The sequence below is a fragment of the Methanosarcina sp. Kolksee genome (genome assembly GCF_000969945.1).
In the GTDB taxonomy this organism is placed as follows: domain Archaea; phylum Halobacteriota; class Methanosarcinia; order Methanosarcinales; family Methanosarcinaceae; genus Methanosarcina; species Methanosarcina vacuolata.
Window position 1 is genome coordinate 2,701,246 of sequence record NZ_CP009524.1, and the last position, 15,978, is coordinate 2,717,223.

Sequence of the window (15,978 nt, forward strand, 5' to 3'; positions counted from 1 at the left end):
GGTTTTTTGAATTTAGACTTGGTAGATTGCATTCATCGATATGGAATTGTATAGTGTTCTTATCTTCAATTTTTAATCTGTTTGCCTTCAATACTTTCAGTCCAGAATGATCATTTTCTCTAAAACAAGAGTGGGTAAACTCGTCAAGCCAGGAACTGATTTCCAAAAAAGAAGGAGAAAAAACATCGGTAGACTGTAAAAAGAGCGAGTTTGAACTTTTAATTATATAACAGATGGCTAGACTACGCCGATTACAAATAATTATCTACTTTAGAATATTTTAGTAGATTTATATTAAATTTACACAAGAGTACTAATATGAGAAGTACCCTGGTGATAGTACTTTAATATTTTCTGTCTTCAAAAAGGGAAGGGTATTTATCTTTAAGTAAGTTAGGAAATTCTTTGCCTATTTTTGTATTTTGAGAATATTTTAACTCTCAAGAAGTGATAGTAGTTAATTAGTTAACTTTGTTTTTCCTGAGAGTAAGTCTTATAAACAGATTAAAACAGTTCATTAAAATCAGAAAACGAAGGTTCAGAATTAAAAACGTATTCATAGCTTCACATAGTAACTTGCCAAACATTTAACTATTATTAAATGAGTTAAATGAAATAAAAAAGTAACGATAATAAAAGGAGGTGAAGAAATGCTTGAGGACAGAGAAAAATTGATACTAGCTATTTTGCTGGCAATAGGCATTGTATTAATAATAACAAATACGGCATCAGCTTATTATAGCCTTCCTGGTCCACCAGTTACTTGGAACGACAGTGTATGTATGATCTAATAATGTAAAACATGAAAACAGTTCTAAAAACGGTTTTTTTTCTTTTTAGGAATCTTAACTTATTTTCTCAGGGCAAATATCATTTAATAACCCACATTTTATATATTAGATTTTCAAAGATCAAACATGATAGCAATTTTTTGCCTTAAAAAGTTTATTGAGGCATAGTGCACAGGATTTTTTCGGCTAAACAAAAAGCGTGAAACAAAAAACTAAGCACATCGGAAGGTCAAATTTTCCGGAATTTTTTATAAGTTTCACGTGAAATCCTGCTCGGCTTCAAGGAAAACTTGAATCGCCTCTTTTATTCTCTCCATGGCTTGCTCAACATTTTTTCTCTGAGTGTAACAACTCTATATGTCAGGAATTTTGCAGTATATAACCCCCATCCTGATATTTGAAAAGTAGAAAAAATGACAAAACAAGTCTTTGAAAATTCATAATTTTTTAGTTTTTAAAATATTATTTCTCTAAACTATTACTTTTTACAATAAAAAGACACCCATATTTAAAACACATAACTTTTTGAAAATTTTGAAAACCGTTGACTATAGTTATATATAACTGAAGTCTTGTTAATTTCGATGCTTCTTTTTGGACATATTGGGGTTACATTGGGAATATTTTTCGGACTTGGGTTTTTCATACCTCGGCTAAAGACTATTATAGATCCAAGATACTTAGCCATTGGAGCTCTCTTGCCCGACTTAATAGACAAACCTTTAGGAATGATTATCTTTGCTTCTACCTTTGAAAACGGACGCATTATAAGTCATACTCTATTATTCGTTCTTTCATTATTCCTGATGGCTTTATATCTATACGAAAAGAAAAAAGATATCAAGGTTCTTAGCCTTGCTTCAGGTTCTTTCTTCCACCTTATGGAAGATCAGATGTGGGCAACTCCTAAAACTCTACTCTGGCCACTCCTGGGATGGAATTTCCCAAAAAGTCAGACGGATTTCAATGGGATTGAATACTTAACAAAACTGTTTGAAAAGTCGTTTACATTTCACATCTCGTTTTCTTCCGTTCCTGAAATCCTGGGGATGGGAATAATAGTTATTTTGGCTTTACACTGGTTAATAAAAGAATTTGGACAAAATAAATTTTAACAACAAAAACAGGCTCTTAAATTGAAAACAGAAAGGAATCTTCAACTCATCCTGGACTAAGGTGTACGGGATGAAGAAGATTCAGAAATACATTAAAATTTAATTTTTTAATTTTATTAGAAACTCGCCAGGATAGCCATCACTTTCCATAAAATGCTGCTTTTCTAACTTTCAGGTTTGGTTCTTGAATCTTTTAAGATCTGAAAATTGATTATAGCAACCTTTCGGGAAGTCCTTTTACAAAACACCCTATAAATTATTTTCTCCAGTGAATTGATTTTTTAACAGAAATCCAAAAATGGAGAAAATTTATTGAGAATTCAAACGACTCAGTCCCAAAATCTAGTGATAAAAGTAAGTGTAACATCACTACACAAAATTATAATTCTATAATTATGTAATGATGTTACGGCAAAAACAATGGTAACTATAAACCTTACTCTTAATAACTTTTCGGAGCTCCCTGCTCTCTTAGATGTTTTTGGTTGTTTTGGAAACGATTATGAATATACTACACGAGGAATTTTTCGTAGAAAAATTCCTCCAGTCTGCTCAATTTGTAGTACTCCAATGGTTCATAATGGCTATAATCCCCATACTAAAGAAGGTCTTGGAGAAATCAACATTGGTCGATATAAATGCTCAAATTGTGGTAGTACACACGAAGAAGATCATAGTTTTTGGGAAGATCTGAAGACTTTACTTTTTAATTCATTCAATGATTTCTTCCAGTTACTCAGATACCATAACGTTTCATACGATGGAATTTCTGATATAATGGACTTCATCTATCCAAGATCAAAAAGCACTATTTTAAGAGCATTCTACGAAGAAATGGAACAGAAAACTGTTCCATTTTCAGAAAATATACATATGGTGCACTATGACGAACAACATCCAAAAGAAGGAAGATGTCAGAAATACCGTTTAACCTTACTGGATGCAAAAACTCAAAGAACGATAGCAGATGAACTTTTTGAAGATAAGAGTTCAGAAACCATCAAGGGATTTTTACAGAAAAATCTGGATGCATCAGAGCCTGTGTTTATCGTTACGGATTTTGATAAGAGATACCCTGATATATTAAAGGAAATTTTTGGTGATAAGTTAGTCCATCAATATTGTTTGATGCACTTTAAACAAGCTTATTGTTAGTGATTTCCCAAAAAAATACAATTGAACAGGAACTATTGAAGTACAGGTTATTGAATATATTTTACAATCGAGAGAATGAGAATTAAATTCTGGAAGAACTTCTATCTAAAGAACCGAACCTAGTTAATAAAGAAGAAAAACATCAGGAATGGAGTAAAAAAGCAAAAAAGAAATTTTACAAGTATAGAAATGAATTAAAGCTTGAAAGAAGACGAAAAAAGGAAAATCTTCCACTTAATAGTCTTGAAAAAGCAAAATATAATTTCAATAAATTAATGGAAAATATAAGAACATATGATGAATTGGTTCAAAAACGATTGTGGATGATCAATAAACACTGGCTAAATCTTACTTTGTTCCATTATCTTCCAGGAGCGCCAGCGACAAATAATCCTATTGAAAGCTATTATTCAAAAAGTCTAAAAACGGATAACAAGAAGCAGTTCAGGACTGATAAAGGAATTGAGAATCAGATTAAACTTACTCAAATGAGAAGATTAAATTTGCTCAAGAAACCACAAAAGTCATTTCTGGAATTGTTCAGATTATTTACTCCATTTAAGCTTTAGTAAAAGATATTTTTGAGAGCTGAGTTAAGGATTAAGTAGCGAAGCGTATCGATTTTAGTCAAAAAATTCAGTGAAAAAATTAAAGGAGTAAAATAATTCTTTGGCATTCCTGCCAAAGAAATCATTTCTCAAGGATTATTACAGTTTATTTGAGCAGTTAGCAGAGAAAAGTGAAGTTTTAAGGACGGAAAAAATGAGAAATCACTAAATTATGAAACTGAGTCATTCAAACATTATAACATATAAATAATGAAATATATAAACGATTTAATATATAAATGGGTGAATATACAAATAATTTAACATATAAACAATTTAACATATAAATATTTTAAAATACTAAGATATCTAAAAATTTGTACTTTCAGAACTCGACACTTTTGGTACAAATTAAAAATTATGAAATTGTAGTTAAGCGGTTCAGTCACTCAAGTCCTAATTATATAAAAGCTGTAGCAAGGAAATATAAGAACCGGTTTTTAGACTCAAATTTTAATGCTTAAAGAGGGATAGATATTGTTAAAAAAGTACAATTGTTTGACAAATAAGCCCAATAGGCACCTTGCCTTTTATTTATGCCTGGTGATACTTGTCTCTCTAGCCTCACTTGGCTGCCTGGAGGCTTCAGGGCCTGAAAAGGGTACACTAGAAGATACGCAGGAAAATACGTCAGAAAATACACTAAAAGTCCAGATCCTGGCCATTAATGACCTCCACGGTCAGATTGAACCGTCCACCGGCAAAGTGGTTACGGGTTATAATGAGACCGGAGCTCCCATATGCGTTGATTCCGGAGGCATGGAGTATCTGGCCACTCACATAAAGGAACTCAGCTCTGAGAACCCCAATACATTTGTGGTATCGGCAGGCGATTCTATGGGTGCCAGCCCGCTTTTCTCAGCCCTGTTCCAGGATGAACCGACAATAAAAGCTCTCAATATGATGGGGCTCGACTTTTCAGCCGTAGGCAACCATGATCTGGACGAAGGACTGGGCGAGCTCATGCGCATTCAGAATGGCAGCTGCCAGCCGACAGATGGCAACCTGAGTAACTCCTCCTTTGAAGGAGCACATTTCCAGTTTCTGGCTGCAAATATAGTCAATGAGAGCACCAACGCCACAATATTCCCTGCCTATAACATTACCTACGTCCAGGGAGTTCCAATAGGGTTCATTGGAATTGCCCTAAAAGACACGCCATACATAGTGACTGCCTCCAAAGTGAAAGGGCTCAGGTTCCTGGACGAAGCCACGACCATTAATGAACAGGTCAAAAAGCTGAAGAGTATGGGCGTAAAAACCATAGTGGTGATCATCCATGATGGCGGTTCCCAGGAGGGACTATATAACGAGAGCCTGAACATGAGCGGCCCTATTTTAGATGTCATTAATGCCACCGACGATGAAGTAGATGTTTTCATCACTGGCCATACCCATCAAGCTTACAATGCCGTTATTGACGGTCGTCTGGTAACAGAAGCCGGTTCAGCAGGTAATTTACTCACGGATATCGATCTGGTGATAAGCAACGAGACCTGTGATGTAATCGAGGAAAGGTCCAGAAATGTCATAGTTTCCAGAGACGTTCCTGAAGACTCCGAAATAAGCGAGCTGATAGAGGAATATGAATCTCAGGTTGCACCCCTTGCGGATCGGGTGATCTGTAACATCACAGAGAATATTACAAGTACAGCCAGTGATTCAGGTGAATCTGCTCTGGGCGACGTCATAGCCGATGCTCAGTTATATGCTACTTCTAACTCAAGCAATGGCGGTGCTGTTATAGCTTTCACGAACCCAGGCGGTATTCGTACAGACCTGGTATATGACCAAATTAGCGGTGAGGAACTGTCCGGTCAGGTTACTTATGGAGAAGCCTTCAGTGTCCAGCCTTTTGGAAACGACCTGGTCACAATGACCTTAAACGGCACTCAGATCGACGCCTTGCTGGAACAGCAGTTTGACAACCCATCCCCTGGCAGTAAGCGAATATTGCAGGTCTCAAAAGGCTTTAGTTATACCTGGAACGAAAGCGCCCCCAAGGGCGAGAAGGTCGAGATATCCAGTATAAAAATCAATGGAACTTCTATCGATCCAAGCAGTCCTTACCGCGTAACAATGAATGGATTCCTGGCTGACGGAGGAGATAATTTCTCTGTAATGAAAGAAGGTACCTATAGGATAGTAGGATCTCCAGACTTAGATGCCTTTGTCAATTACCTGGAGACCTTTTCTCCTCTGGCTCCCGGATCTGAGAACCGCATAGTTCTGGAAAAATAAGAAGATAGGGAAGAATATAGAAAAATATAGAGAAGAAGATAGGGAAGAAGATAGGGAAGAAGATAGGGAAGAAGATAGGGAAGAAGATAGAAAAATATAGGGAAGAATATAGAGAAGTGAGCTACCAATCCGGCAGTTTTCCCTGCCGGGATATTTTTTACTGACAACTTCCTTCCCCCCCTGAATAGACTGTTCGACAACAACTGGCAATCAAAGTTGGGGTGGTGCATCCCGATACCAGGCAAGGAAGTATTAGACTGAAATAGATCTAGCAACGGAACTGAACTGGGTAACCTATCTTTTGCCTGATTTTCAAAGGTTCACCGCATAACCCAAAGCAGTGTGAGCTGCTAACAGGTACTGTCTTGTAGAATCAAATGTAGTTTTGAGACAGGTTGTTGTAACAGCTTTTTACATTTTTTACTTTATGAAACCATGTTTCTTCAAAAGTTACTTTACAATACATGGTGCTATATTCATACCCTTTGATTCCTTATGCATTCTTGTCCACCATGCCCTAATTTATTGCTTCTATACATGCGTATTTTATTCTATCTTTCTCGTTCAAAGTTTCAAAAACTCTCTCTTTTTTGTTCGAGTTCTTCTGGATAATTTTGACCATTTTCAGGTAAATGGAAACATTGTACGTTTTATATAGCTGGAGAGTATATTTTGTTCGAATAATTTAAGGTTCAATAGCCTTTGTGCTGTGAAGCTTTAGGTAGCGGATTCCTTGATTTTCAAAGTGTGGAGGAGTGTGGCAATGAATATCACATTAATTGGCATGGCCGGAGCGGGGAAAAGTACTATCGGGAGAGCCCTTGCAAAGCGCCTTGGCTATACTTTTATCGATGTGGATCACCTGATAAGGGAAAGCACCGGAATGCCCCTCCAGAATCTTATTGATAAAGAGGGAGATTCGGCTTTTATCAGGTTTGAAGAAGAAGCCATTCTAAAGCTTGGGCAGGTGGACAGGAGCGTTATTTCTCCTGGCGGGAGTGTAATTTATTCCGAAAAAGCCATGACTCATTTAAAAAAAATCTCAAAAATAATCTTCCTGGACGCTGCTTTTAGGAGCATTGCCAGAAGGCTTCCCAATGCAAGAAAAAGAGGTATAGTAGGACTCAGGGATAGGAGCCTGAAAGAGCTTTTTGAAGAAAGGAAGGTCTTTTATCAGAAATATGCTGATTTTTCAATAAAGCTCAAAGGGAGAGAAAATATTCAGGAAATTGCTGAAAAGATTGTCGAGTTATGTTTTGAAGAGAGTACCTGAAATTGTGGCTTAAACTGGTTTATTAAGGTTTACAGTTGTGTTTTAATATAATTGCTTTTTCGAGGTAGAGATTTTTAGAGTTCTCCATTTTAAATTTTCTCTCAGAGTCTCTAACTTTAAGAATAGCTTCTTTTAAGGACATTTTCATTCAGGAACGGTTTTATTTAAGAACAATCGGCTTTATGGATGACATACTTTAAGGACAGTTTACTTTAAAGCAGTTCAGATATATGGTTTACCTCATTAATAGCCTGTTAGAACAGCTTACTTAAAACAATAATAGCCTGTTAGAACGGCTTACTTAAAGCAATAATAGCCTGTCAGAACAGCTTACTTAAAACAATAATAGCCTGTTAGAACGGCTTACTTAAAACAATAATAGCCTGTCAGAACGGCTTACTTAAAACAATAGTTTACTTTATTAGCAATCAGGTCTTCAATCTGAGCAAAATCTCTCAGTTTATAACGTTTAAGCATCGGCCTGCAGGAAAAAAGGTCCGAGCAGCAGGAGACATAAAATGGCATCAAGTCGTTTCATAATTACGGTTATAGGCAGCGACCGGGTAGGAATTGTTGCCAGGATCACTACTGTGATGGCAAGTTTCAATGTAAATATTGTTGACATTACTCAGACTATCATGCAGGATATATTTACCATGATTATGCTTGCAGAAGCTCCACAGGAGAATTTCGACCTTGCAGCTTTCCAGGAGGCTATGAGTGCCGAGGGAAAGAGCCTTGGAGTCGAGGTCAAGGTACAGCACGAAGACGCATTCCGTTTCATGCACAGGATCTGATCTGGAGACTATCTGAAAATGATCTGGAAAATGATCTGGAAAATTAATCTGTCTGGAATGAGAGGTAATTTTTCATGTATATAAACCCAAAAGAAATTCTGGAAACAATCCAGATGGTCAGGATGGAACATCTCGACATCAGAACCGTAACAATGGGTATCAGCCTGAGGGACTGCAGCCATCCTGATATTGAGGTTTTCAATGAGAATATCTACGAAAAGATAACCACCCGTGCAAAAGAACTTGTGGGTACAACGAATGAAATCCAGAGCCTCTATGGAATTCCAATAATCAATAAGCGAATCTCAGTAACTCCAATAGCTGTGGCAGCCGAAAGTTGCAGGTCTCCTGATTTCGTTTCCATTGCAAAAACCATGGACGAAGCTGCAAAAGACGCACAGGTAGACTTTATAGGAGGTTTCAGTGCCCTTGTCCACAAAGGCGCAACCGTTGGGGATCTAAAGCTTATCAATTCCATTCCTGAAGCTCTTAAAAGCACGGAAAAGGTATGCTCGTCGGTAAATGTTGCCACTACAAAAACCGGGATCAATATGGATGCAGTTGGCCTGATGGGCAGCATCATTAAAAAGACTGCGGATTTGACTGCGGATAGGGATGGGATAGGCTGTGCCAAGCTTGTGGTTTTTGCAAATGCCCCTGAAGATAATCCCTTTATGGCAGGAGCCTTTCACGGAATCGGTGAACCTGAATGCGTTATCAACGTTGGGGTCAGTGGGCCTGGCGTTGTGAATGCTGCAATCCGCGAGCTTGAAAAACCGAATCTTACAGAAATTTCGGAGACAATCAAAAAGACAGCCTTTAAAATAACCCGCATGGGAGAAATGGTAGGTCGGGAGGTTTCTCGAAGGCTTGGAGTCGAATTCGGGATTCTTGACCTTTCCCTGGCTCCGACGCCTGCAATTGGGGACAGCGTTGCTGCGATTCTTGAAGCAATGGGACTTGAACGCTGTGGGGCTCACGGAACGACTGCAGCCCTTGCCCTGCTGAATGATGCCGTAAAAAAAGGCGGAGCAATGGCTTCCTCCTCAGTAGGAGGCCTGAGTGGGGCTTTTATCCCTGTCAGTGAGGATGCGGGAATGATCGAAGCCGTCAGGGCCGGAGCCCTCAGCCTGGAAAAACTTGAAGCCATGACCAGCGTCTGCTCGGTCGGCCTTGATATGATTGCAGTTCCTGGTGATACTCCTGCTTCCACCCTTTCGGCTATTATCGCTGACGAGATGGCCATAGGAGTAATAAATAGAAAAACAACGGCAGTCAGAGTTATCCCGGCTCCTGGAAAAGGGGTTGGAGATTCCGTAGAATTCGGCGGCCTGCTTGGAAATGCTCCTATTATGCCGGTAAGTGATTTCAGTTCCGAAGTTTTCGTAAAACGGGGGGGAAGAATCCCGGCTCCTATACAGTCACTTACAAACTGAAGGGTGAACCAGCCGGTAAATCCGGCACCTTATTTTTTGTTTTTCGGAAGCGGGTCGACAATCCATCAAGTATTTTTCAATATGGAGCTACTGATTTTTGTCATGGAATAATATCTACAGGGCATTTTTTTGAAACTGTTTTGGCTTAAATGTTTTGGCTTATAATTTTTTGGCTTATAATTTTTTGTCCGGAAATAATATTTGCTTGAAAGCAATTTTTTGTATAATTAATTTAAAATAATTTACGCTACTCGTATATCCTGGAGTAAGGGATAAATGGGGTATCAAATGGGGTATCATCGAATAAATGAATATCCTGAGGCCGCTGATCCTTCTCTTCGAATAAACATGTTTGGGGGAACATAATATTTCGGAGAGGCTGTATTGGGGGATGCAGTAAGTGGATTCAGCGCCTCAAGTGGATTCAGCGTTTCATATTCAGCGTTTCAAGTGGATTCAGCGCCTTTGGACTTCTTCCTGCTGTTCTTTTGATTTGTTTTTGATTTGTTTATACTTTTAATTGAAGAATTCAGGATGCAAAGCTCCGAGTTCCGCTTGAAAGCCGGTATCTGGACCTTAAGGAGGCATAGCAACGAGTAGAACTGCACCGAAAACGTATATCACATCCGGACACAGTGCCTGTCCGGGTTGCTGTGATGCTTTTGCTGCAAAATTTACACTCATGGGAGCAGGTCCTGACAGTATTGTTGTCAACCCTACTGGATGCCTGGAAGTTACAAGTACGCCTTTTCCGCGTTCTTCATGGCAGGTTCCCTGGATCCACTCCCTTTTTGAAAATGGAGCTTCAGTGGCTTCAGGTATTGAAGCTGGCTTAAAAGCCCTTGGTAAAAAGAAAGATACTAAAATTATAGTTATTGCAGGCGACGGTGCCACGATGGATATAGGCTTCGGGGCTATTTCAGGTGCGTTTGAGCGGGGCCACGACTTTACCTATGTCTGTATGGACAACGAAGCCTATATGAACACCGGAGTCCAGCGCAGCAGTGGAACGCCCTATGGTGCAAGCACAACGACCACTCCAGCCGGAAAATTCTCCTTTGGAAACCCTTTTCCTAAAAAGAATATGCCTGCAATTATAGCAGCTCATGGATCTCCATATGTGGCTACGACCTCCATAGGTTTCCCAAGAGACATGATTCGTAAGGTCAAAAAGGCAACTGAAGTCATGGGCCCTACATATATCCATGCTCATGCTCCGTGTACAACAGGCTGGGGTTTTGATACCTCAAAGACTCTGGAGATCGCCAAACTCGCAGTTGAAACCTGCCTCTGGCCCATGTATGAGATGGAAAACGGAGAAATTATCCAGGTCAGGAAAATTAAGAACCCAAGGCCGGTCGAAGAATATCTGAAAGTCCAGAAAAGGTTCAAACATCTCTTCACCATGGAAGGCGGTGAAGAAGAAATAAAGAAGATTCAGGCCATGGCGGACTGGAATATAAAACATTTCGGGCTTCAGTGAAAAATGAAGTTCTTGTATCATGAATTTTTATTTCGAATTTACCCAGAGCGCCCTCATCGTTTCCCTTATTGCTTCGATATTTTTTATATTATCTTCATCATTTATGATATCAAGTTCATTAAAGGATTCAAGAGCTATCTTAGCTGCAATTGAGGCATCGTTCAGATACTTGCTCCCTGCATAGCTCACAATGGTCTGGAGGGCAGAAGATGCCTGGAAAACCGCACTTTCCATGTTTTCGTCCTCAGCTTTTTTCCCAACTTCTTCAATAGAACCTGCTATACTTCTCACCGTGTCCTGAAGGTTTTCTTGCATGGCTTCAGCAGCCATCTCCTGAAGCATAAGCTCTACTCCCACTGCAGCCTCCTCAAGGTTTTTCTGGGCAGTAAGTTTTCCAATATCCCCAAGGCATGAGATACATATTGCCGTATTTTCCGAAAGATTTGGAAACTTCACTCTGGTAACTGCTTTTCCGATTTCTCCAAGCCCGATTATAACTGCCATGGTTTCTCTTTCATTATTGAGAAGAGCTGCCGTATTTCCGCTTTTCCCGAGTACTGAAGCTGCGAGTTTGGCTACCGTTTCCATCTGCTGTTCAGCAGCTATTTTTCCTATAGCTCCAAATGAAAGTAGCACCTGGATAGTTGTGTCCTGCGTATTCTGCTCTATGGAGCACTGCAACAGCTTTTCAAGGGCGCGGATGGCATTAACTGCGGCATTCTCCATGCCCTGGAGAGTGGCAGCTTTTCCGATTTCCTTTATGGAAACTACAGTTTTTTCAGCTTCTGGTTCTTTTCTCTCATTCAGATAATCTGTGCCGATTTCGGTCAGAAAATTAAGGGCTTTACTAACTCCTTCGTCAAACCCTTCATTAATGGAATTAAAACCCATACTTACCATTTTGTCTTCTTCCTTTGAAAACATGGCATAAGACTCCTTTTCAGCTGTTAGGCCTTCTCATAAAAGACTTGCGAGAAGAGCTTCAGTACACGTTTTTCTTAAAAAATCTGTTATTCTCGTCAATTAATACTCCGCTTTATTTTTCTACTTATTTTCCAGATAATCTTGATTTATGTTTTCCTTTATTCAAATATTTTCAGGTAATGGTGAGCTTTCAGACGAGTTAATAAGTCATTAAATTGATAAACTCATTAGATAAAATTATTAAACTGGCTAGAAAAGGACTTTATTTCTCCTTATTAGGTATCCGCCAATTCGCATTACCCGCAGTATTAAAACATGCATTAAGAAGGCGATTTATCTGACGCAGGAAAGAAAAATTCAGTCTCAACAATCCCGGTGCCGGGCAGAAAAGGACTCATTCAGGTGTGAGCTTATAAGCTTTAATGAAGTCTTACGGCTTTCCAGAATTCTTGCCCGAAAAATCAAGGCTTCTGGCTATATGCCTGATCTGATTGTTGCCATCGGGAGAGGAGGTTATGTGCCTGGAAGGTTGGTTTCCGATTTTTTACTCTTCAATGACCTTACCTCAATGAAGATTGAACATTACTCAAGAGCTGCGGACATGCGGGAAGAAGCAAGGATAAAATTCCCTATTCCTGTGGAGATAACAGGAAAAAAAATCTTGATCCTCGACGACGTAACCGATACGGGCGAGACGCTTAATCTTGCAGTAAATTACGTTTTAAACCTGAATCCTGCGTCTGTCAGGACTGCAGTGCTCCAGCATAAAATCTCCTCTAATTTCACGCCTGATTTTTATGCCCAGAAGATTATCAAGTGGCGCTGGATCATTTACCCCTGGGCCAGGTATGAGGACCTGGCAGGGTTTGCAGAAAAAATTATTCAGAACTGGACTCTCGATATATCTCAAATTATAGCCGAGTTTAAGCACAGGTATGAGCTGGATCTCAAGGAAACTGAACTTTTAGAAATTCTTGATGATCTTGCTGAAAGGGGTGAGCTTGAAAGCACAGAACTGGACAACAGAAAGTTATGGAGCCTCAAGCAATAGACACTTCAGGAAAAAAGTTCTAATCAAAAAATCAGATCTGTCGAATTAACGTATCAATCGAATTAACGTATCAGTCGAATTAATGTATCAATCGAATTAATGTATCAATCGAATTAATGTATCAATCGAATTAACATATCAATCGAATTAACATATCAATCGAATTAACATATCAATCGAATTAACATATCAATCGAATTAACGGACCTGTAGAAGTGACAGCTCCCGCCAATGAATTGATGGGCATCTACGGAATTTCAACCGATGCCAGACAGATGCGCATTCATCCTACATTTGAAAACGCGGGGATTCTGCTTCGATGTTGTAATAAACAGTACGAAATTTGTATTTATGAGGATATGATAAACATACCTCATTTAGAGCTTCAAAATTCCCAGATCAAGGCTCAGGGACACCACTATTGCAACAATTGAAAGCACTGAAATGATAAGGTAATTTGCACGTTCTTTTGATACCGAAAGGCTGCACAGCAGATATTCCAGTCCTTCCAGGTCTTTATCCGAAAGTTTCTGTCGATTCCTGACTTTTTCTAGCAGGTCCAGGTTTTTGACAACGACAAACCTTCTTTTTGCAATATGGTATCTGTGTGTGAAGAACCAGAGGTAACCCACTACTCCAATATACCAGATTGCTTTTCCCCAGAATGCGCTGTAATGATCAGCTATAATTATACTTCTTAACAGGATGGCAGAAATCAACCCTACGTAAAAGTATAAATTGATTACAGGCATCCCATATCTATGGGGGACTTCAAATGTTGGAGTTTCATATTTTAACTCGTTCATGGTTCTTCTACCTGATTACTAAAGTTGTTAATAAATAACTGTAAATAAAGAAAAAGGAGATGCAGTTTAAAGAGCATCTCCGTCTCTTTCTCCAGTTCTTATTCTGACTACGGTTTCTATAGAGGTAACAAATATCTTCCCGTCTCCAATTTCTCCAGTATACGCTGACCTCTGAATAATTTTCACAATATCTTCAATTTTTTCTTCAGGTGCTGCGATCTCTATTTTGGTTTTGGGGAGAAGATCCACACAATATTTCTTACCTCTCCACTGCTGCACAATTCCTTTCTGCTGTCCACGTCCTTTGACATCAGTTACTGTCAGGCTAGGATACCCGGCTTCTTCAAGGGCATCTTTTACCTCATGCAGTTTCATGGGCTTTATTATTGCTTCGATTTTACACATTTTAGTCATGTTAGTCCTCCCTCATCAGGTATTCGGGATACGCTCTGATTCCGTGTTCACTGATATCAAGGCCCATGATTTCTTCTTCTTCTGACACTCTAAGCCCTATTAAGGCATCGAGGATTTTGAAGATTATATACGAGATCCCAAATCCCCAGACCATGGTTACCAGTACGGATATAAGCTGGATGAGTAGCAAGCTGATTCCTCCACCGTAGAAGAGTCCAGGTGCTCCAGCAGCATATGTGGCATCTGCAAGAATTCCGTTTCCTATCCCTATAGAAAAGAGCCCTACAGAGATAAGTCCCCAGCTTCCACAATATCCATGCACTGCAATTGCACCTACAGGATCATCCAGTTTCAGTTTGTTTTCATTAAACATGACACCTACATAAATTATTATCCCGGCAACAAGACCGATAACCAGGGCTGCCCAGTTTGATATCGAGCCACAGGGTGCGGTAACTGCTACAAGCCCGCCAAGAAGCCCGTTTGCAGTGAGGGAGGGGTCCGGCTTTCCGGTCTTTATCCAGGTAATAATCATGACCGTAAGAGCTCCTGCAGCGGCTGCAAGGAAGGTGTTGACGACTACCAGGTTCATATAAGGATCATTTGCATTGAGGGTGCTGCCTCCGTTGAATCCCAACCACCCGAGAGCCAGGATAAGAGTTCCCAGGAAGGTAATAGTCAGGTTGTGACCTGGAATAGGTACGGGTTTTCCGTTTTTGAATCTCCCTATCCTTGCGCCCACAAGAATCACACCAGCAAGGGCAGAATATCCTCCTATTGAGTGTACAACTCCAGAACCGGCAAAGTCATGACTCGCCACTCCTATTGCTTTTACTAGTGGGCTATCGGCACCACTTAAGAGAGCCATATCCGCTCCGCTCCAGATCCAGTGGCCGTATACAGGATAAATTACGGCTACCATCATGACGCAGTAGACAAGATAAGCCTTAAAATTGGTTCTCTCAGCCATTGCCCCTGAAACTATAGTAGCACCGGTAGCCGCGAAAACCATCTGGAAGAACCACGAGTTCCAGGTTGCATTGTCCGCGCCTGCCAGGAAGAACTGATTGGTTCCTATTAAACCTGCGGCATCAGCTCCATACATTATGCCCCAGCCAACAGCCCAGTAGACGAGAATGCCCAGGACAACAGTCATGAAGTTTTTCATCAGGATGTTGGCGGTATTTTTACTTCTCGTAAGCCCCGTTTCCACGAGCGAGAAACCTGCATGCATAAAGAATACCAGTCCACTTGCCAGTAACAACCACATAAACGTTAGTGTAGTCTTTATTTCCTCAATCGAGGCTGCATTTTGGTCAGACGTTACTGCAAAGGCTGGTGAAACCAGTGCTATAAGTAGAACAAACGTAACTATTGATAATTTTTTTATTCTTTCCATCTTTTTCACCATATTTTTCTTTTGCCTCCATTTCTTCACCGGAAACCAGTAACCGGTTGACTACTCTATATTATATATACTTTTCGATTGCTTGCAATGAGTATTACAATGTATATAGAAAAATTAATGAATAAGTTATCTGCCACGCATATCCAGAAATAAGTAAAAGACGTAATTTGTTATGGAAACTAACTCTTAGTTTTGTAGAAAAAACTTTCCGAATCAGCTACAAAAGGCTGAACCATAGAAACTTAAATCGCATGCGCCTGCGCAAGCCTTAAAGATTGGACATGCTGCCGGAACTCCTGCTCGATTTCTTAAAAATATTCAAATCTCCTTTTGCTAGATTCCCTTAATATGAAGACTGAAACTCCAGTTTGGATACATTTTTTAGCGATTTATTGAATATTTCCTCAAGTGCTAGTGGAATATTTAAAAAGAGTAAATGTACGAAAGAGATAAAAAAGCACGTAAGACTTCGTTTT

Annotated in this window: 12 protein-coding genes and 1 pseudogene; 9 read left to right on the forward strand and 4 right to left on the reverse strand. The window is 39.6% G+C overall.

Annotated elements, in window-relative coordinates:
• Window positions 1-650 precede the first annotated feature (650 nt).
• The 8 genes and pseudogenes from MSKOL_RS20205 to MSKOL_RS11215 all read left to right on the forward strand — a co-directional run bounded on the left by MSKOL_RS20205 (window position 651) and on the right by MSKOL_RS11215 (window position 10,899).
• Complete coding sequence (locus tag MSKOL_RS20205) at window positions 651-791, forward strand: hypothetical protein (protein WP_156151057.1); 141 nt, start codon at window positions 651-653, stop codon at window positions 789-791.
• A gap of 572 nt (window positions 792-1,363) precedes the next feature.
• Window positions 1,364-1,906 (forward strand): metal-dependent hydrolase, encoded by a 543-nt coding sequence (locus tag MSKOL_RS11185; protein ID WP_231592200.1) that lies wholly within the window; start codon window positions 1,364-1,366, stop codon window positions 1,904-1,906.
• A 420-nt stretch (window positions 1,907-2,326) separates the two neighbouring features.
• Window positions 2,327-3,630, forward strand: a pseudogene (locus MSKOL_RS11190) (ISNCY family transposase).
• Between the two features lie 516 nt (window positions 3,631-4,146).
• Complete coding sequence (locus MSKOL_RS11195; protein ID WP_197078764.1) at window positions 4,147-5,910, forward strand: bifunctional UDP-sugar hydrolase/5'-nucleotidase; 1,764 nt, start codon at window positions 4,147-4,149, stop codon at window positions 5,908-5,910.
• 763 nt (window positions 5,911-6,673) lie between these two features.
• Window positions 6,674-7,183 carry a shikimate kinase gene (locus MSKOL_RS11200; protein WP_048120969.1) on the forward strand — a complete coding sequence of 170 codons (510 nt, stop codon included), beginning with the start codon at window positions 6,674-6,676 and terminating at the stop codon, window positions 7,181-7,183.
• A 518-nt stretch (window positions 7,184-7,701) separates the two neighbouring features.
• Window positions 7,702-7,980: an ACT domain-containing protein gene (locus MSKOL_RS11205; protein ID WP_048156237.1), complete on the forward strand. Its 279-nt coding sequence runs from the start codon at window positions 7,702-7,704 to the stop codon at window positions 7,978-7,980.
• Between the two features lie 74 nt (window positions 7,981-8,054).
• A complete protein-coding gene (locus MSKOL_RS11210) occupies window positions 8,055-9,416 on the forward strand; it encodes a PFL family protein (RefSeq protein WP_048120973.1) in 1,362 nt (453 codons plus the stop codon).
• A gap of 682 nt (window positions 9,417-10,098) precedes the next feature.
• Entirely contained in the window at window positions 10,099-10,899 is an 801-nt protein-coding gene (locus tag MSKOL_RS11215; RefSeq protein WP_231592201.1) for a thiamine pyrophosphate-dependent enzyme, read from the forward strand.
• Between the two features lie 27 nt (window positions 10,900-10,926).
• On the opposite strand, the gene MSKOL_RS11220 is transcribed toward MSKOL_RS11215, so the two are convergent.
• Window positions 10,927-11,823: a hypothetical protein gene (locus tag MSKOL_RS11220; RefSeq protein WP_048156244.1), complete on the reverse strand. Its 897-nt coding sequence runs from the start codon at window positions 11,821-11,823 to the stop codon at window positions 10,927-10,929.
• A gap of 445 nt (window positions 11,824-12,268) precedes the next feature.
• Here MSKOL_RS11220 and MSKOL_RS19355 point away from each other — a divergent pair, with 445 nt between their 5' ends.
• Complete coding sequence (locus tag MSKOL_RS19355) at window positions 12,269-12,874, forward strand: phosphoribosyltransferase (protein ID WP_255352003.1); 606 nt, start codon at window positions 12,269-12,271, stop codon at window positions 12,872-12,874.
• Between the two features lie 377 nt (window positions 12,875-13,251).
• Here MSKOL_RS19355 and MSKOL_RS11230 read toward each other — a convergent pair whose 3' ends face one another.
• The 3 genes from MSKOL_RS11230 to MSKOL_RS11240 all read right to left on the reverse strand — a co-directional run bounded on the left by MSKOL_RS11230 (window position 13,252) and on the right by MSKOL_RS11240 (window position 15,505).
• A complete protein-coding gene (locus tag MSKOL_RS11230) occupies window positions 13,252-13,680 on the reverse strand; it encodes a hypothetical protein (protein WP_048120981.1) in 429 nt (142 codons plus the stop codon).
• A gap of 66 nt (window positions 13,681-13,746) precedes the next feature.
• Entirely contained in the window at window positions 13,747-14,085 is a 339-nt protein-coding gene (locus tag MSKOL_RS11235) for a P-II family nitrogen regulator (RefSeq protein WP_231592645.1), read from the reverse strand.
• Window positions 14,086-14,095: 10 nt separating this feature from the next.
• On the reverse strand, window positions 14,096-15,505 hold the full coding sequence (locus MSKOL_RS11240; RefSeq protein WP_052725426.1) for an ammonium transporter: 1,410 nt from the start codon (window positions 15,503-15,505) through the stop codon (window positions 14,096-14,098).
• Between the last annotated feature and the right edge of the window lie 473 nt (window positions 15,506-15,978).